This is a genomic window from Clostridium lundense DSM 17049 (assembly GCF_000619945.1).
In the GTDB taxonomy this organism is placed as follows: Bacteria; Bacillota; Clostridia; order Clostridiales; family Clostridiaceae; genus Clostridium_AO; species Clostridium_AO lundense.
Window position 1 is genome coordinate 1 of the sequence record NZ_JHVC01000009.1, and the last position, 17,910, is coordinate 17,910.

At 27.2% G+C, this 17,910-nt stretch carries 25 protein-coding genes and 1 rRNA gene; 18 read left to right on the plus strand and 8 right to left on the minus strand.

Annotated elements, in window-relative coordinates:
* Positions 1 to 234 precede the first annotated feature (234 nt).
* Positions 235 to 351 (plus strand): 5S ribosomal RNA (rrf, locus tag T514_RS0111420).
* Between the two features lie 34 nt (positions 352 to 385).
* Here the strand turns inward: rrf and T514_RS0111425 are convergent.
* The 4 genes from T514_RS0111425 to T514_RS0111440 form a co-directional block, all read right to left on the minus strand.
* Complete coding sequence (locus T514_RS0111425; protein ID WP_027624895.1) at positions 386 to 1,075, minus strand: DUF421 domain-containing protein; 690 nt, start codon at positions 1,073 to 1,075, stop codon at positions 386 to 388.
* A gap of 178 nt (positions 1,076 to 1,253) precedes the next feature.
* Complete coding sequence (locus T514_RS24470; protein ID WP_051542019.1) at positions 1,254 to 1,658, minus strand: hypothetical protein; 405 nt, start codon at positions 1,656 to 1,658, stop codon at positions 1,254 to 1,256.
* Positions 1,659 to 1,661: 3 nt separating this feature from the next.
* Positions 1,662 to 1,859: a helix-turn-helix transcriptional regulator gene (locus T514_RS0111435; protein ID WP_027624896.1), complete on the minus strand. Its 198-nt coding sequence runs from the start codon at positions 1,857 to 1,859 to the stop codon at positions 1,662 to 1,664.
* A 335-nt stretch (positions 1,860 to 2,194) separates the two neighbouring features.
* On the minus strand, positions 2,195 to 2,995 hold the full coding sequence (locus T514_RS0111440; RefSeq protein ID WP_027624897.1) for a GNAT family N-acetyltransferase: 801 nt from the start codon (positions 2,993 to 2,995) through the stop codon (positions 2,195 to 2,197).
* A 320-nt stretch (positions 2,996 to 3,315) separates the two neighbouring features.
* Between T514_RS0111440 and T514_RS0111445 the strand changes: the two genes are divergently transcribed.
* The 8 genes from T514_RS0111445 to T514_RS0111480 all read left to right on the plus strand — a co-directional run bounded on the left by T514_RS0111445 (position 3,316) and on the right by T514_RS0111480 (position 9,299).
* Positions 3,316 to 3,639 (plus strand): ArsR/SmtB family transcription factor, encoded by a 324-nt coding sequence (locus T514_RS0111445; RefSeq protein WP_027624898.1) that lies wholly within the window; start codon positions 3,316 to 3,318, stop codon positions 3,637 to 3,639.
* 17 nt (positions 3,640 to 3,656) lie between these two features.
* Complete coding sequence (gene arsD, locus T514_RS0111450; protein WP_027624899.1) at positions 3,657 to 4,028, plus strand: arsenite efflux transporter metallochaperone ArsD; 372 nt, start codon at positions 3,657 to 3,659, stop codon at positions 4,026 to 4,028.
* A gap of 20 nt (positions 4,029 to 4,048) precedes the next feature.
* Positions 4,049 to 5,794, plus strand: coding sequence for an arsenical pump-driving ATPase (gene arsA, locus T514_RS0111455; RefSeq protein ID WP_027624900.1), 1,746 nt, complete (start codon positions 4,049 to 4,051; stop codon positions 5,792 to 5,794).
* An 89-nt stretch (positions 5,795 to 5,883) separates the two neighbouring features.
* The gene (arsB, locus tag T514_RS0111460) at positions 5,884 to 6,954 is read left to right on the plus strand and encodes an ACR3 family arsenite efflux transporter (protein ID WP_027624901.1); all 1,071 of its coding nucleotides are present in this window, start codon (positions 5,884 to 5,886) and stop codon (positions 6,952 to 6,954) included.
* A gap of 252 nt (positions 6,955 to 7,206) precedes the next feature.
* Positions 7,207 to 7,539 (plus strand): ArsR/SmtB family transcription factor, encoded by a 333-nt coding sequence (locus T514_RS0111465; RefSeq protein WP_027624902.1) that lies wholly within the window; start codon positions 7,207 to 7,209, stop codon positions 7,537 to 7,539.
* Between the two features lie 27 nt (positions 7,540 to 7,566).
* On the plus strand, positions 7,567 to 8,583 hold the full coding sequence (locus T514_RS0111470; protein ID WP_027624903.1) for a permease: 1,017 nt from the start codon (positions 7,567 to 7,569) through the stop codon (positions 8,581 to 8,583).
* A 32-nt stretch (positions 8,584 to 8,615) separates the two neighbouring features.
* Positions 8,616 to 8,843: a thioredoxin family protein gene (locus T514_RS0111475; protein ID WP_027624904.1), complete on the plus strand. Its 228-nt coding sequence runs from the start codon at positions 8,616 to 8,618 to the stop codon at positions 8,841 to 8,843.
* 156 nt (positions 8,844 to 8,999) lie between these two features.
* On the plus strand, positions 9,000 to 9,299 hold the full coding sequence (locus T514_RS0111480) for an ArsR/SmtB family transcription factor (protein WP_341350169.1): 300 nt from the start codon (positions 9,000 to 9,002) through the stop codon (positions 9,297 to 9,299).
* 85 nt (positions 9,300 to 9,384) lie between these two features.
* Here the strand turns inward: T514_RS0111480 and T514_RS0111485 are convergent, their stop codons facing one another.
* Together T514_RS0111485 and T514_RS24475 are read right to left on the minus strand one after the other, a co-directional pair.
* On the minus strand, positions 9,385 to 10,248 hold the full coding sequence (locus T514_RS0111485; protein ID WP_027624906.1) for a cation diffusion facilitator family transporter: 864 nt from the start codon (positions 10,246 to 10,248) through the stop codon (positions 9,385 to 9,387).
* 226 nt (positions 10,249 to 10,474) lie between these two features.
* Entirely contained in the window at positions 10,475 to 10,822 is a 348-nt protein-coding gene (locus tag T514_RS24475) for a DUF3795 domain-containing protein (protein ID WP_242850594.1), read from the minus strand.
* A 197-nt stretch (positions 10,823 to 11,019) separates the two neighbouring features.
* Here T514_RS24475 and T514_RS0111495 point away from each other — a divergent pair, with 197 nt between their 5' ends.
* Together T514_RS0111495 and T514_RS0111500 are read left to right on the plus strand one after the other, a co-directional pair.
* Entirely contained in the window at positions 11,020 to 11,598 is a 579-nt protein-coding gene (locus T514_RS0111495) for an RNA polymerase sigma factor (RefSeq protein ID WP_027624907.1), read from the plus strand.
* A complete protein-coding gene (locus T514_RS0111500) occupies positions 11,595 to 12,365 on the plus strand; it encodes a DUF4367 domain-containing protein (protein WP_027624908.1) in 771 nt (256 codons plus the stop codon). Before T514_RS0111495 ends, T514_RS0111500 begins: the two co-directional genes overlap by 4 nt.
* 18 nt (positions 12,366 to 12,383) lie before the next feature.
* Here the strand turns inward: T514_RS0111500 and T514_RS0111505 are convergent, their stop codons facing one another.
* On the minus strand, positions 12,384 to 12,899 hold the full coding sequence (locus T514_RS0111505; RefSeq protein WP_027624909.1) for a hypothetical protein: 516 nt from the start codon (positions 12,897 to 12,899) through the stop codon (positions 12,384 to 12,386).
* A 185-nt stretch (positions 12,900 to 13,084) separates the two neighbouring features.
* On the opposite strand from T514_RS0111505, the gene T514_RS0111510 reads away from it, so the two are divergent.
* The 3 genes from T514_RS0111510 to T514_RS0111520 all read left to right on the plus strand — a co-directional run bounded on the left by T514_RS0111510 (position 13,085) and on the right by T514_RS0111520 (position 15,530).
* Entirely contained in the window at positions 13,085 to 13,780 is a 696-nt protein-coding gene (locus tag T514_RS0111510; protein ID WP_027624910.1) for a hypothetical protein, read from the plus strand.
* Between the two features lie 581 nt (positions 13,781 to 14,361).
* The gene (locus T514_RS0111515; RefSeq protein ID WP_027624911.1) at positions 14,362 to 14,631 is read left to right on the plus strand and encodes a hypothetical protein; all 270 of its coding nucleotides are present in this window, start codon (positions 14,362 to 14,364) and stop codon (positions 14,629 to 14,631) included.
* 233 nt (positions 14,632 to 14,864) lie between these two features.
* The gene (locus T514_RS0111520) at positions 14,865 to 15,530 is read left to right on the plus strand and encodes a hypothetical protein (protein ID WP_027624912.1); all 666 of its coding nucleotides are present in this window, start codon (positions 14,865 to 14,867) and stop codon (positions 15,528 to 15,530) included.
* Positions 15,531 to 15,586: 56 nt separating this feature from the next.
* Here T514_RS0111520 and T514_RS0111525 read toward each other — a convergent pair whose 3' ends face one another.
* Positions 15,587 to 15,925 carry a hypothetical protein gene (locus tag T514_RS0111525; protein WP_027624913.1) on the minus strand — a complete coding sequence of 113 codons (339 nt, stop codon included), beginning with the start codon at positions 15,923 to 15,925 and terminating at the stop codon, positions 15,587 to 15,589.
* A gap of 250 nt (positions 15,926 to 16,175) precedes the next feature.
* Between T514_RS0111525 and T514_RS0111530 the strand changes: the two genes are divergently transcribed.
* From T514_RS0111530 to T514_RS0111545, 4 genes are all read left to right on the plus strand, one after another.
* Positions 16,176 to 16,544 carry a hypothetical protein gene (locus T514_RS0111530; protein ID WP_027624914.1) on the plus strand — a complete coding sequence of 123 codons (369 nt, stop codon included), beginning with the start codon at positions 16,176 to 16,178 and terminating at the stop codon, positions 16,542 to 16,544.
* A gap of 95 nt (positions 16,545 to 16,639) precedes the next feature.
* The gene (locus tag T514_RS0111535) at positions 16,640 to 16,903 is read left to right on the plus strand and encodes a hypothetical protein (RefSeq protein ID WP_027624915.1); all 264 of its coding nucleotides are present in this window, start codon (positions 16,640 to 16,642) and stop codon (positions 16,901 to 16,903) included.
* A 262-nt stretch (positions 16,904 to 17,165) separates the two neighbouring features.
* Positions 17,166 to 17,534: a hypothetical protein gene (locus T514_RS0111540; protein ID WP_027624916.1), complete on the plus strand. Its 369-nt coding sequence runs from the start codon at positions 17,166 to 17,168 to the stop codon at positions 17,532 to 17,534.
* 33 nt (positions 17,535 to 17,567) lie between these two features.
* The gene (locus T514_RS0111545; protein ID WP_027624917.1) at positions 17,568 to 17,867 is read left to right on the plus strand and encodes a hypothetical protein; all 300 of its coding nucleotides are present in this window, start codon (positions 17,568 to 17,570) and stop codon (positions 17,865 to 17,867) included.
* The last annotated feature ends 43 nt before the right edge of the window (positions 17,868 to 17,910 follow it).

Below are 17,910 nucleotides of genomic sequence, written 5' to 3' on the forward strand. Positions count from 1 at the left end.
ATCTTAAAATTACTTTGTGCAATTTTGAAAGAATATTTCTTTCAAAAATTGGTAGAAGCAAGCAGTACGAGGAAACATGAGAAGCGAGGAGCGGAATTTAGTAATCTAAATGAGCACCACAACGAACTTGTTGACGAAGTAATGCGTAGCTTATAACAATTTTAAATGAAACTTCACAGCTAACGCTGAGAAGTACTGATTTAAAACGAAATCGAAGATTTCTGTAAATCAGCATCTGGTGATTATGGCTCAAAGGTAACACCCGTTCCCATACCGAACACGAAGGTTAAGCTTTGAAGCGCTGATGGTACTGCAAGGGAGGCTTTGTGGGAGAGTAAGTCGTCGCCAGGTAATAAAAAAACACCGAGTAAAATCTTGGTGTTTTTTACTTTTTTGTTTTTGGTGAAACATATAAAACTCTATCAGCATTTAAACCAGCATAGAAAACATCTTCTACATTATTAATATTATGAGTTTTCATTTGTTTTTTAACCCATTTCTCATCATGGTTAGTATTTTTTAAATTAGTATACATTATTTTGCCATCAATAATTATGTCACTTAGCAGCCCATTATACTTTGTTGAAATATTTAAGTCACCAGTTGTTACTGGCTGTTTATCTGCCTTTTTTAATACAGACAATTGTCCATCACTCTCTAAGGCCGCAAGTACTACATCATCTATATTAAATATATCTTTTTCTCTTAATTGCATCATTAATTTATTAATAGTAATCTTAACTTTTCTTAAATTATAATCTAATAGTTTACCATTGCTTATTAGTATAATTGGCTCACCATTAACTAATTTTCTAAAATTAATGCTTTTAATATCTAAATAATCTGTAATGACAACCAATATAGTAATAACAACTGCTGAAATTGCAGCTAAAACAGGTGACTCTTGTGGTCCTAATGCGATTCTTACGGAAATAGATCCGAGGCTAATCCCAACTATAAAATCAAAAAACGTTATGGTTGAAAGTAGTTTTCTTCCAATTATTCTTCCGAGGATTAATAGAAGGATATAAGCACAGGTGCTTCTAAAAATTATTTCTATAATTTTTCCCGTCATAATATACTCCTTATATAAATATCTTTATATTTATATATTCACCTCAAGTTTAGGAAATATTCATTTTATTTAAGTCTACAGGCTTTTTATAAAGGAGAGTAAGGCCTTACTTTATGTCAGCAAGGCCTATTTTATTAATTATTTTTAACATATTTATAGGCTAAAAATCAAACTATAATTAATTTTCTTTTGCAATTTTTGTTCCAATAATAAACCATACTATTATCTTTGCTAATAAAATAAATGCCAAAGCTATTGTTACATCTCTATATCTTAAAATTCCTGCAATAAGACATCCAGCACTTTCAATATAGATAAATATGCTATATACTTTACTATTGGTTTTTTCTCTTATAAATACAGTTCTTTCTTCATTTTGGGCAAGTTCTATTTCTTTATACTTATCTGGTGTTTTCATAAGTTTTAAATGGTATATTACACCTAATAGGCCCACTATAGTAAATGCAACTCCGCCACCAAATAATGTGGAGTTATCATAAAATAATAAAGATACAATTAAAAATATCACTCCCATAATGAAAGCTCCAATGTTAAAGTACAATTCTCTTTTCATATAACTCATAAATTAATCCTCCTCAAATATAAATATATTTTCAATAGTGGTATCGAATATAACTGCTATTTTATGTGCAAGAAATATTGATGGATTATACTTACCACTTTCAAGTGAAATTATTGTTTGTCTAGTAACACCACATATCTTCGCAAGATCCTCTTGTGTTAAATTTTTTTCTTTTCTTAGGTTTTTAATTATATTTTTCATTAATACCTCCTTTTAAGCTTTGTAAAGTTAACTTTACATTTTAGGGTATAAATATACCTTAATAAATATTAATTAATAAACTTCCCTATAAATAAAGTATAGTTCACTTTACATTTGAAGTCAAGAAAAAGTTAAGTTAGCTTTACATTTATTAAATTGATTTTTATTTTTAGCTATGTTTTAAATCGGTGTTGAAAATTCATATAATTTTGCAGATATGTTATAACTAGAGATTTGCATAATAAAGATAGAGGATAAGCCATTTCCTTTAAGATGGCTTATCCTTTAATAAACAATATAAGAAAAATGAGAAATTTAGTATTTATAAAAGTATTTTAATAGCATGTAATAGAGTATACTGGGTATTCATCTACTTTTTCAAAACCCAATTTATTTGCAACCCTTTGAGATGGTAAATTATTAACTGTAGTTTCCCATAAAGGAAGTAATCCTTTTTTTAGCTGATTGCATATTAAGTTGTAAGAAATAAATGTTCCATATCCTTTATTTCTTTCCTCAGTATCAAAGGTATCAAGATCAATAAAGTAGTTATTTCCATAAATAAATCCATTGTTTACACATTGAGATAGTATATTATCATTTTTCTTTATTGTCATACCAAAGACCTTCTTTTCAAATTCATTATGGGAAACATATTGTCTATATTCTTTAGAAATAATAGGATAAGAATTTTCACAGATTTCAATGTCTTTGGGAACCTTTAAATAAGAGGTGAATGTTTTGAATTTCTCTTTATTCAAAACGAATGTGTTTTCATGATGCTTACAAAGTTGGTACTCACTTAAAGACTCATTTAAAATACTATCCCATTCTATATCATTATCTGCATAAATTTCAAATTGTTTCTCACCAACTGTCTTTATTATAGGAATAATTTTGCTGTTAAAAATACTACTAATAAAACTTTTATGCTTTGGCAATAGTTCTTTGCATGAAATATATGACCATCTGGAAAAAGCCCAGACAAGAGCAATTTCAGGTTTATCTTTATTATCTACAAATACCTTGCCAGGAAAACTTCCATTTATTACAGCAAGTGCAGGAACTTGATATTTATTTTCATTGAAAAAAGTTTTTATACTAGTAAATTCATCATGCTTTAACTCAATAAACATATATTACTACTCCTTTTTATTTTACTATTATATTTACATTGAGATAATTTACATTTTTTACAGAAAGATCACATCAATATTATACCATGTATTAACAATATTATTGAAATATAATAATATAAGATTTATTTAAAAGGAGATTATAAAAAAATTAAAAATATTTTATATAACATAGTAACATTAAGATAAAATGTGAATACTATATAGAAGATAATGAATATAACAGATAAATTTATATTGATAAGACATGCATATATTGACACTATATAGATAAAAGTTTATATTATATATAAATATATATCTATATAAGAGGTGAAAAAATGAAATTAAATTATGAAGAAAACTCTAAAATAATTAAAGCACTATCTGATCCTAGCAGGTTACAAATAATTGATATATTGTCCTGCGGCGAAAGGTGCGCTTGTGATATATTAGAACACTTTGATTTTACTCAACCTACACTTTCGCATCATATGAAGGTATTAATGGAATGTGGACTTATTAATTGCAGAAAAGAAGGATTATGGAGTTATTATTCATTAAATATTTCTAACTGCAATAAACTAGTTTTATTTTTTATGAATCTTATAACAGATACAGATGAATGTATTTGTAAAGATAAAACTAAATGTAAATGTAAATAAAAAAGGAGTGAATCATTATGAAAAAAATGATTATTTTTGATCCAGCTATGTGTTGTTCAACAGGAGTTTGTGGTCCATCCGTAAACCCTGAATTATTAAGAGTTGCTACAATAATAAATAAATTAAAGATCAAGGGAATATTAATTCAAAGATATAATTTAAGTAGTAATCCACAAACATTTATTGACAACAAGGAAATAAGCAAAATATTAAATAGAGATGGTGTAAAATCACTTCCAATTACAATGGTTGATGGGGTTGTGGTAAAAACAAAAGCTTATCCTACTAATAAAGAATTTTGCAAACTATTAGGTATATCAGAGGATTATTTAAAAGATACTATAAAAAAACCATCTAAAGGCTGCGGTTGTAAAGGTGGATGCTGCTAAAAAAGAAAAGAGGGGTATTAATGTTTAAAAGTTTTAATGTAGATAATATTAGCTTGACAAAATACTTGTTTTTTACAGGAAAAGGTGGAGTAGGTAAAACATCAACAGCATGTTCTACAGCAGTGACTTTAGCTGATAAAGGTAAAAAAATTATGCTTATTAGTACTGATCCAGCTTCAAACCTTCAGGATGTTTTTAATACAGAGTTAAATAATAAAGGAGTTACGATAAAAGAAGTTCCTAATTTAGTAGTGGCAAATTTTGAGCCAGAGGAAGCTGCTGCTGAATATAGGGAAAGTGTAATAGCTCCTTATCGTGGAAAGCTACCAGAAGTAGTTTTGAAAAATATGGAGGAACAACTTTCAGGGTCATGTACTGTTGAAATTGCTGCATTTAATGAATTTTCAAACTTTATAACTGATAAAAAAGCAGCAAAGGAGTATGATCATATTATATTTGATACAGCACCAACAGGGCATACCTTAAGAATGCTTCAACTTCCAGCAGCTTGGAGTAATTTTATTAGTGAAAATACTCATGGTGCATCATGCTTAGGACAGCTTGCAGGGCTTGAAGATAAAAAAGAAGTTTATAAAAATGCTGTTAGTACTTTAGCTGATAAAGAAAAAACTACACTTATACTTGTATCTCGTGCTGAACCATCACCTTTAAAAGAAGCAGAAAGAGCATCTAAAGAGCTTCAAGATATAGGAGTGAATAATCAGATATTAGTTATTAATGGAGTGCTGAAAAGTTATAACGATAGCCTTTCAAATGCAATTTTTAAGAAACAACAAAATGCTTTAAAGGATATTCCAAAACATCTAAGTGGATTAGACATTTTTGAAATTCCGCTAAGGCCTTATAATGTAACAGGATTAGAGAATGTAAGGGCGTTCCTAAAAGATAACAATATTAAATACAATAATGAGAAGCTAAAGACTAATAATATACCTAAATTAAATGATGTAATAGAAGATTTATATAATAATGATAAAAAAGTAATATTTACAATGGGTAAAGGTGGCGTAGGCAAAACCACAATAGCTGCTGCAATTGCTATAGGTCTGGCTAAAAAGGGTAAGAAAGTACATCTCACAACTACTGACCCAGCAGGGCATTTAAAGTTTGTATTAGATGAAGGCTATGGAATTACATTAAGCCATATTGATGAAAAAAAAGAGCTTGAAAAATATAAAGAAGAAGTATTAAGTAAGGTAAGGGATACAATGAGTGAAGAGGATATTGCTTATATTGAAGAGGACTTAAGATCACCATGTACTCAAGAAATTGCTGTGTTTAGGGCTTTTGCACAGATAGTTGAAAGGTCAGAAAATGAAGTTGTGGTTATTGATACAGCACCAACAGGGCATACCCTATTACTTTTAGATTCTACTCAAAGTTATCATAAAGAAATTCAGCGTTCCCAAGGGGATATTCCAGAATCAGTTAAAAAACTTTTACCTAAGCTTAGAAATGAAAGAGAAACAGAAGTTATTATTGTAACATTGGCTGAAACTACTCCAGTTTATGAAGCTATGAGATTGCAGAAAGATTTGAATAGAGCTGGTATACACAGTAAATGGTGGGTTATCAATTCAAGTTTCTATGCATCCAATACAACCAATGATATTTTGAAAGTAAAAGCAAGTAATGAAGTACAATGGATTAACAAGGTAAATGAAATATCTAAAGGTAACTTTGCAGTTATAGAGTGGATGCCACAAGAAGTTAAAGGTGAAAGACTTAGTGATTTAATTAACTAGGCAAAATTCCACTGCAAAATTTAGGCATTAATTTTGTAGTGGAATTTTTAATGTAGAAATAAGGGAGATATATTAAGGAGGAATTAACTATGTCTTTAGAAAATAAAAAAGAAAAGAAGGGGCTTGGAGTATTTGAAAAGTATCTTACTGTATGGGTAGCACTTTGTATAATAGTAGGAATACTTATAGGTCAGTTTATTCCTAGTATACCTGAAACTTTAAATAAATTTGAATATTATAATGTATCTATTCCAGTTGCTATTTTAATTTGGCTTATGATATATCCAATGATGTTAAAAATTGATTTTAATAGCATAGTAAATGCAACTAAAAAACCTAAAGGATTAATAGTTACATGTGTTACTAACTGGCTTATAAAGCCATTTACAATGTATTTTATAGCAGCATTTTTCTTAAAGGTTGTATTTAAATCATTTATTCCGGCAAATCTTGCAACAGATTATTTAGCAGGAGCAGTATTATTAGGAGCAGCACCATGTACAGCTATGGTATTTGTATGGAGTTATCTCACTAAAGGAGATCCAGCCTATACTTTAGTTCAAGTAGCTGTAAATGATCTAATTATTCTAATAGCTTTTACACCTATAGTGGCATTTTTACTAGGGGTAAGTGAGGTTACAGTTCCTTATGGAACCTTAATTTTATCAACTATTTTATTCGTAGTTATACCTTTAACAACAGGATATTTAACAAGAAAATCAGTTATAAAAAATAAAGGTACAGAGTATTTTAATGATGTATTTTTGAAAAAATTTGATAATGTAACCATTATAGGATTACTTTTAACTTTAGTTATAATTTTTTCATTTCAAGGAGAGATTATAATAAATAATCCACTTCATATTTTATTGATTGCAGTACCGCTGACAATCCAAACGTTTTTAATATTTGGAATTGCTTATGGATGGGCAAAGTTATGGAAATTACCTCATAGTATTGCTGCACCAGCAGGTATGATTGGTGCAAGTAACTTCTTTGAATTAGCGGTTGCAGTTGCAATATCACTATTTGGGTTGAAGTCAGGAGCAGCACTTGCAACTGTAGTTGGTGTTTTAACAGAAGTACCTATAATGCTAACTCTTGTGAAGATTGCAAATAATACAAGAGAGTGGTTTAGAATTGAGACAATAAAAGAATAATAAATAAGTTTAATGAGTATACTCCATTGGAATAGGTAAAATATTAAACTGAAGTTTTGTTGAAAATTGTGTAGGTAATAAAAAATAAATTTTATTATTTGCACATTTTTTTATATAAAGCAGGTGAATATTTAAGACAAGAAAGGAAATAAAATATTGACAAAAATAAAATTTCAGAGTAGTATATACCTAAAAGAGTATATAAGTATATAATTATATACTTATATATTAAACTAAAAGGATGTGAAATTTATGGATAAACTAATAGAGTTATTTAAAGCACTATCAGATGAAACCAGAGTAAGAATATTAATATTACTTTATAATAAAAAATTATGTGTATGTCAGATACATGGAATAATGGAAGAGAGTCAGCCAAAAGTATCAAAGCACTTAGCAAAGTTAAAAAACATGGGGTTAATTAAAGATGAGAGGCAAGAGCAGTTTATATATTATTATTTAAATGATGATAATGAAATATTAAAGGATTTACTAGAAAAAATAATTTTAAATTGTGATAATTATCCTATTATAAAAAAGGATTTAAATAAATTAGAAACAGTGAATAAATGTATTATAAAATAAAGATGATAGATACTAGGAGGAGTTTTTATGAATGCAATAGGACAAGTATTTAGTTTCCTTAATGATCAATTATTAAAAATGACATGGTTGTCTGATCTTATACGTTTATTGGTAGAAAAGGTTTTTAAGCTATCTGTAAATGAAAGAGTGGGAGGAAGTATACATTTTTTTATTTATGATACTATAAAGATTTTTATATTATTATCAGTTTTAATTTTTATTATTTCTTATATACAAAGTTACTTTCCACCAGAAAGAACAAAGAAGTTATTAGGCAATATGAAAGGTATTAAAGGAAATATATTAGGAGCATTACTTGGAACAGTAACACCATTTTGTAGTTGTTCAAGTATACCTATATTTATAGGGTTTACTTCCGCAGGTCTTCCACTGGGAATAACATTTTCATTTTTAATATCTTCTCCACTAGTTGATATAGGATCACTTATGATACTTATGTCATTCTTTGGTGTAAAAATAGCTATAGCCTATGTAGTTGTAGGACTTATACTTGCTGTAGTAGGTGGAACTGTTATTGATAAGTTAGGTATGGAAAAATATGTAGAAGGTTATGTAAAAGAAATAGAGAATGTTGATGGAGAAATATTGGAATTAACACGTGAAGAAAGAATATCTTATTCTAAGGAACAAGTGTTAGATATAATTCATAAAGTTTGGTTATATGTTTTAATTGGAGTAGGTATTGGAGCTACAATTCACAATTGGATACCTCAAAATATAATAGAAAATATAATTGGAAGCAAAAATCCATTTGCAGTATTAATTGCTACAGCAGTAGGAATTCCAATGTATGCTGATATATTTGGTACAATTCCAATAGCTGAAGCACTAGTTGGCAAAGGAGTGCAATTGGGAACAGTGTTATCATTCATGATGGCAGTAACAGCACTTTCATTACCATCAATGATTATGCTTAGTAAAGTTGTAAAACGTAAACTATTATATGTATTTGTATCTATAGTAGCAATGGGAATAATAATAATAGGATATTCATTTAATTTATATTCATATATTTTTATGTAAATATAAATAAAGATTAAAGGGAGGAAAATATTATGATAATTAAGATTTTAGGAACAGGATGTGCTAATTGCAAAAAGTTAGAAGAAAATACAAGGGAGGCAGTACAAGTACTAGGTATTGACGCTACCATAGAAAAGGTAACAGAAATTAAAGACATAATGTCATATGGTGTAATGAAAACTCCTGCTCTTGTAGTAGATGGAAAAGTAAAGATAATGGGAAGAGTACCATCAGCAGAAGAAATAAAAAAATATCTTTAATACTAAAAATGGGTTCTGTAAAGGAACCCATTTTGTGTTTAAATCTTGAACGTTGAAATCTTTATAAAAGTGACTTATACTTTATTAGATATATAAGTAATTAATTAAGAAATACTATATTTTTAGTTTTTATAAAGAATGAGAAATTAAGGAGGAATGAAATTGAATCAACAAGATTTAAGCATAAAGGTTTTTAAAGCACTTGGTAATCCAGTAAGATTTAAAATAATGAAGTTTTTATGTGATGGGCCTAAATGCGTATGCAAACTGAATGAAGAGTTTGAATATAGTCAAGCAAATTTATCTCAGCACTTAAGAGTTTTAAAGGATTCAGGACTTGTTAAAAGTGAAAAAGTGGGACTGGAAATGCACTATCAAATTTATAATGATAAAATTAAGGATGTTATTTATAATGTTGAAGATTACGTTAAAGATTTTTTAAATGACATAAAGTAATTAAGAAATTAATAATATTTGTGGGAGTGTTAAATTAACACTCCTATGTTTTTGTATATAAAAAGAATTTATACCAAGGTTAGTTTTAATCATGATCTATATGTATGGTTACATGGATATTTTTAATTTTTTCTTCCAAACTTTTTTCTATTCTTTTAATAAGTTCATGTATGTCTTTTGCAGTAAGGCTTGATTTTATAGTAATATGAAAATCAATATAACGTATATGTCCAGATTTTCGTGTCTTTAGTTCATGGAAGTCCAATATTTCACCTTTATACATTTTCATAATTTCTTTAATTTTTGCCTCCTCATCATCAGAAAGCCTTGAATCTATCAGTGGATTAAATGCATTTTGTGATAAGTGCCAGGCTTCTTTTATAATAAGGCACGCAACGATAGTAGCAACAATAGGATCCAGGATGCTTATTCCTGTGAATTTTATAAGAATTAGCCCTAGGGCAACTCCAAAGGAAGTATATACATCGGTTTTTAAATGTAGAGCATCTGCTTCTAATGCAAGAGAATCTTCTTCTTTAGCTACCTTGAAAAGAGTTCTTGAAACAAGTATATTTACCACGGCAGATACTATCATTACTATGATAGCTATACCTGTTTCTGCTATTTTTGCAGGGTGTAGTATTTTTAAAATGGACTCTTTTATAATTAAAAAGGCTGCCACAAATATTAATAATCCTTCTGCCAGTCCAGAAATGTTTTCGATTTTTCCATGACCATAGGGATGTTTTTCATCTGCTGGTTTTGAGGAAATACGAACAGATAAAAAAGCAATAATAGATGCCACTAAATCCATGCCTGAATGAATTGCTTCTGAAACAATGCTAACAGAACCACTAAGTAATCCAGCAACTACTTTTAAAATAATTAAAATTGTATTTGAAGCAATTGATAAGGCAGCAACTTTAACTTTTCTATTTGATGATACCATGTGTTTAAATCCTCCCTTTAAAACAAAAGTTATGCAATATAAAAAACTGAGAGACTATAATGTTTATAGTTCCTCAGTTTTTATCTTCATATTCGTAAACAATATTCTATTTGTTTTTAATTTATTTAATATTAGATAATGATATAACTTAAAGGGTATTTAATGAAAAATAGAAAAGACACTCATCCCCAAAAGGATAGTGCCTTTTTTAGAATAAAACATTAAGCTAATATCTTACTTTTTCTTTTTTATGGCACATATTTATACTGCATTGGCAGGTGGGCTTATCACTAAAACGACATCCTGGGCAGTTACCATTTGAAGAATGCCTTAAAATAGCTAAAAATTCTTCATAGTAATTAAATATAGGCATAAAGTCTTTTATTTTTTCATCCATATTTTCAAAGTTCTTTAAATTTTTATTAAGCTCCTTGCTTAATAGTACTATTTGGCTCTTTTCATAATTTGCACACCTTGAGTAGTCATTTCCGCAAGGGGCTAAGTCCTTTACAGCTTGTTCATAGTTTGATATGCCAAGTATTTCTGAAACTTCATCTAAAGATAATCCAAACATATCAATTAAGGAGAATGCTATTTTTTTATTAATTATATCATATTTATTTTTTAAATAAGTTTTTATTGTGTATAAATAAAATAACTAAGTTATATGTGGATTCATATTCCTAAATAATTTAAAATATGTACAATATGGAATTATTGTATTATTATATTATTGTACTATTATATTCTATATTAAAAAGGAGCTTGTTAATGATATTACATAGAAAAAAAAGTAAGGATAAATTGAAACATTTTAACCAGCTAGTCCCTCTAATATACAAAGACGTTGCTAGATACATATTTTCTATTACAAGGAATGAAACATTGACAGAAGATGTACTTCAAAACACTTTAATTATTGCATATGAAAATTTCTCAGAACTAAAGGATATAGATAAATTTAAATCTTGGGTTTTAACTATAGCCAGAAGAGAATCTATTGCGCTTATAAAGAAATACAAAAGGGAAGTAGCAATAGAAGATAATATAATTGAAATTATGACAGATGAAGATTTTTCAATACCTGAACAGTGTGTTTTAAAAGAAGAATTAATCGATCATGTTATAAAGGCTATTAATGAATTAAGAACTGAATATAGACAAGTTATCACATTAAGATATTATAATAACTTGCCCCTTGATGAAATAGCAACTGTATTAAATATTAGTTCAAGTACAGCACGAGTATGGCATATGAGAGCAAAAAAGGAAGTTTATAATTGGATAAAGGATAATTATTTACAGGTAGATCTTAAGAAAAAAAGTACTAAAAAGGAGTATAGTATATGAAAAAAGATAACATGGACAGGTTATTTGAACATATATATGAAAATGAAGGGGAAAGAATAGAAGATTTAAAGGATATTCCTATTCCACCCATGGATAAGGTAATGAGTAGGTTCAATGAAAGTATAAATGAAAAGCATGGTATTAAAAAAGAAAATAAATATTCACCTTGTAAAAAAGCAGCAATTACAGCTGCCAGCGTTTTAGTAATTTTCATAATTCCTATATTAATACAGGATATTCCACAGGTTTCTGCATTAAAATTTAATATAAGGAAGCAGATTAATAAAGTAGAAAATGGTGTCAGAAGCATTAGATTCTCTGATGAAAAAGAACAGGTACAACCTTCTGCCAATGATAGTGATGAGTTAGAAGAAATTTTAACATTAAAAGAACTTCAAGATAAAACTGAGTTTCATGCATTAATTCCCAATTATTTACCTAAGGGATATAAAGAAAAAAGTGTTAAACTCTTTACCCATCCTGATAATCAGCAAATAGTTGAGCAAATTTATATAAAAGATGGTGGGAAGAATAAAATAGAATTTACCCAGTATACAAAAGGTGATGAAGCTAATGGAGAGGTTAACACAAGAGCAGAAAATAAATTTGAAAAGATCAATATAGATGGAAAAGAAGTAAATCTTATAACAAGACCTAATGTTATGTATACAGCTCTTTGGTTTTATAATGGATTCAAATTTGAACTTATAATTAGAGATCCTATTAGTAGAAATGAGGTAATTAAAATAATTGAGGAATTAAAATAAGCCCATATAGGGCTTATCTTAATCTACATATATACTAGAAGAGGTGGATGTAACGGTTTCTTTATGACCATTAAATACAGCATAATGATCTACTACAACTCTGTATTCTTTTCCACTATTAACTGCTATGCTACAAGATTTTCTAATGGAATCTGTATTATAGTTTGTGTATGATTTACTGCCTACAGTTTTCCATCTGCTACCATCATACATTTGAAAATAAATGGTACACCCTATTTCATCAGCAACTACAGCTGATGAAGTTCTTGAACTTCCTTTTATGTATCCACTTTTAATTTTACTGATATAACAATCCCATAAATCTAAGTTTTTAGATGAAGTTGATTTTCTTATTCTAATTTTAGTTTGTTCTTCTTCGGATTCCTTAGTTTCGTCTAATGATTGTAAATTGATAGTTAAATTAATGGTTTGTTTAGTATCCTCACTATCTTTTTTATTTTCCCCTGCAAAAGCTGTTGTAGGGTACATAATTAAAACTAAAATAAATGCCCATAATGATAAAAGTTTTTTCATATTATATCCTCCTAAGTTTTATATTCATAATATAGAGGAAATTTACAGGTAAAATGTTTCAAAATGTACAAAAAAATAATTTTTTTATAATTTTTGAAACATTTTGTATGTTTATCCCCTCTTATATAGTGTAAAGCATGTGGCCACATGTTGAAATAATGAGATGTGGAAAAGGGGAATGGAAAATGAATAAGAAATTAAAAGTTATGTCATCAGTATTATGTGGAGTTTTAATAGCTTCTAATTTAGGAGTTACGAGTGTTTATGCGAAGTCTACAAATGTACCAGTTAAGGGTGAACAAGCTGTATCAACTGAATCTATTGATTCTAAAGAAAGTTTTAAAAATTGTTTTTCTAGTGATACTTATTATGATAAATTAATTGAACTCGGTTTTACAGAAAATGAAATGTATGATTTGTATTTAAAAGAATCAGAAAAATTAGGTACACCTCTAAAATTACCAAATAAATTATCTGAAAATATTCAAAAAGATTATGCATCTTCCATGAATTTAAATAGGAGATCCAGTCGTGCATATAATAAAAGTCCATTTCCGCCTAACCCTCAAATTGGGAAAACTTATGATTTAACTCTAACTGTTACAATATCAGATTTAGCTTTTGCTTTAGGAGTACCAGCTGGATCAGCTGGCACTATAGCTCTGATGTCTAAAGGCGAAGTTGCAAAAGCACTAGTTAAAATTTTAGGCTTAGGTACCGTTGGTGCTGTAATGGGAGCTGCAGGATTTATAATTGGCGGAATTGCTACATTTGCACATAACTATGGTGTACAATGGAAACAAACATGGTACTATGGAGAAGATAACCATATGTCTATTGGTTGGACTCCTGGTTATGCATATGGCTATAAATGGATTTAACAAATAAGAATAGTTGATTTAGTTCAATAAATCTAAAATAAAAAGCGTTTCTTTTTGAGAAGAAGCGCTTTTTATTTTTACTCATAATGCTAACCCTTTAAAACTTCCTCTGATTTAAGCAGTACTTTATTAATATTTAAAATCTTTAATTTTTATTAAAAATAAGACTTTAATTTAATATTTTTTATAGCTGTAGCTTTAATTAGTATGCTAATAAGTTTCAATAGTAAGAATCTACAGGTGGTTTTTATATGTTTAGAAATAATATATAATAGCATATTTTATGGTAGAACAGTTAACTGGAGAAGTATATAAAACTGAAATATTATGTATAGATGCTATAACATTAAGTGTGTTTACAATTTATATTTAAGATTAATAAATTCACATAATAGAAATTTAAAGCTATTAAATAATTTAAATGCATTGAAAATAACTTTCTTTCTTTTGATTTTATTGTTTGTTATGATATTTTTTATAAATTTTTGAAACATTTTAGCTACTTGTTCTCTCTTATATAGTGTAAGACATGTGTCCACATGTTAAAATTAATAAATTGTTAAAAAAGGAAGGGATTGTATATGAACAAATACATTTTTTTAAAAACAGTTTTCCGTATAATTGATTTATTATTGTTGCTATTAAGTATATATTTTATTATAAATAATAATTTTATGGGCTATTATATTCCTGTGCTAGTATTTATTATGGATTTTATAATTAAAAAAACAGGAATTTATAAAGAAATAAATTATACTAATAAAAAAATAGATTCTGTCTTTAATATCATTGGTATAGTATTAGGTATATTGCTATTAATATCAATATTATATGTATTTACTTATAAATAATTATTATTTAAATAACTGCTACTTTACAAATACCATTAATGAAGCTATTGTTGAGGCTATATAATTTAACATGTTTTCTAATATATAAAATAATATATTATCTAATTGATGTGTTAATAATTACTAAAACAAAAATAGATTTTTGAAACATTTTGTATGTTTGTCCCCTCTTATATAGTGTAAAGCATGTGGCCACATGTTAAAATTAACAAATGTGGAAAAGGGAATGGAACATGAATAAAAAATTAAAAGTTATGTCATTAGCATTATGTGGAGTTTTAATAGCTTATAATTTAGGAGTTACAAGTGTGTATGCTAAGTCCACAAACGTATCAGAGAAAGGTGAACAAGCTGTATCAAATAGATTGAATGTTGAGAAAGAACAAATTTTATCTGATGTATATAAACAATTGGAAAAACAAGGGAAGTTAGATCGTTACAACATATATAAAGATATAGTTGAATCAGAATTTCAAGCTAGAGAAAATGATACTATGAGCTTGAGATCCGCGAGATCTTCAGGTGGGTATTGGGCACCAAAAGGAATGAGTGTAGCTTATAAAATTAGTTCAGCTTCTGTGTTAAGAATTTATATGGATAAAGATAAAACTCAAAAATATAGAAATTCATCAACAGTAAATTCTATTGGTGAACTTAGCAAATATGGGATTGCGTTTATTCCTTATGGATATGGAGCTATATTTGCCACTTGCTCAATAGCTGAGTATTTGGTAAGTTCTAGTGCGTGGAAGCAGATTGATAATGGAACTCATTGTGGTGAGCTTGTAACAGTTGTTGATGATAATGAGCTTTCAAGATCTACTATTTTGTTTCACTGGTCTAATTATCCATATGCAGATTTTCCACCTTCTGGCGCAACAAATATTTCTACAAAGTAAGTATGTATAATTTAAAGGGATTGATAGATAATGATAAAAAACATATTTAAAAATAATTATTTCTTGTTATTAGTTATTGGTATTTTTAATATTTCACTTATAACTAAAAAAATTAAATTTGCAGTAGGCTCACCTTTAAACATATGTATAATATTTTTATTCTTTTGTATATCATATTTTATTATTGAGATTAAAAGAGAAAATAAATCAATTCTCAAATTAAGGATAATAACTGTTATTATCTTTTTAGTAGTTATGCTAATACCTATTAATATTATTCCAGATAAGTATAGCCTTTCCTCGGGATTGATAATTCTTACTGAATGTATTATGTTGGAAAATATGATATACTTTTTTATATCAAATAAAACTAAATGAAAAAGTTCATAATCCATAATTAGATGAAAATCCCCTATAGGATAACTATAAATAAATCTATCCTATAGGGGAATTTTTTTGATTTTATTAATGAATTTGTAGAAATAGCTTGTAAATAATATTAAGTAAAAAAAGTAAAGATAAATTGAAACATTTTGCATATGTATTCCCTCTTATATAGTGTAAAGCATGGCATTATGAAAAAGATAATCACGGTTCAATTGGTTGAACTTGTGGTTATATACATGGACATAGGAGGTTTTAATCATGAAAACAATAAAAGTATTTTTAATATGGCTTTTCCCAATTTTAATAATTTATTCGTTAAATATTATCTTATTTAATAAATATCCTATGTTTATTGGATGTTTTTGTGGTTCAGGTACATATATTATTAGCTTGCACAAAATAAACTCTTGTGAAAAATTACTAAATAATATCGTAGAAGAAGAAAAGAAACGACTATCTACTCGAGATTTAATAAATTTAATATTAATTTTTGTTCTAACTTTTTTATTTATCATTTTAGTATATTCATTAATTAATAAAACTGACTTAGGGTATCCGTTTTGGGCAACATCATTTATTTTTATGCTTATGGGGCATTTTAAATTCCCTAAAAGATTTTATTCTTAAAAAACGTAATATTAATATTGATTATATATATATTTTTGTTTATAAATAATAATCACTTACTTTTAAATAAAATTTAATGGGGGAAAAAGAAGTTTATGAAAAAATTATATTTCAGCAAAAAGATTATTCAATTGTTGTCTTTAATATCAATGCTTATAGGTGTATATGGTTTGTATTCTAATAATTATATGACTGTTTTTATTATATTTTCAGTTATTTTAGCTAGTATATTACGAACTAATACTTTTAGAAAGGTAGAAAATGAAAATAAAAAAATAGATTTGATTATAGATAGAATAAATATTATTGGATCTATAGTAATCCTTAGCTTACTTGCAATAACTATTATGAGAAAATAATTCATAGATATGTCATAAAGCAATACAATTTATAATAATTATTATTTTGTGATTAAAAGGGAAAATAAATCAATTGATAGTAACTGCTAGCATTAATACTGCAATTTAATACATAATATGGACTAATAAACTAATAAGTATATGATCTTATTTCAAATAGTTATATGATTGATAATAGATAATAAAAAGTTATGTCTATTAGATGCATTCTTGATTATATATGACAAGAAGTAAGTTATATGATAGAAGGGTGGGGAAAATTATGAAAGTAGCAAAATTAGTTTTAATACTTTCTATTCCAATATTTTTGCTGTATTTATTAAATATTTTTATGTTTAACAAATACCCTTCGTTTTTTGCATGTTTTTGTGCTACATCTTTATATATTCCTAGCTTGGATAAAATGAGATCTTTTAATAAACTAAAGAATAATTTCTTAAACAAAGAGAAAGAGCAAATATCTACTAAAAATTTTATGAATTTAACATTAATTTTTATTCTAACTTTTTTATTGACTAGCTTAATATTTATATTTGGAAAGTATAATGAATTGGGTTTTCCTTTTTTTGCAACATCAATTATTTTTTTACTTATAGGTTGCTTTAAAATTCCTAAAAGATTTTTTTATTAAAACCATATATTTAGGTAATAGGGGGATATTTTTATGAGTAATCAATTTCTATATGATTTACAGGAAGATATTTTAGATCAGAAAGGATATTATATATTATATGCACTTATTTTTATCTTGTCTTTTATAATTACTATTGAAGAGATGAAAGTATATCTTACTATATTTAGAATTGTTTTATCTGGATTAGCCTTATTGTTTTTAGTGTTAATTTATTTAAAATGTAAAAGTTCTAGAAATGAAAAAGAAAATAGAAGAATTGCTGTAGATGTACTTTTTTTCTTTATGTTAACTCTTGTTTGTATATATCAGTTCATTAAACAGTTACATTAAAAGATTTAATGATTAATAATTATTTTATTAATATTGATTATAG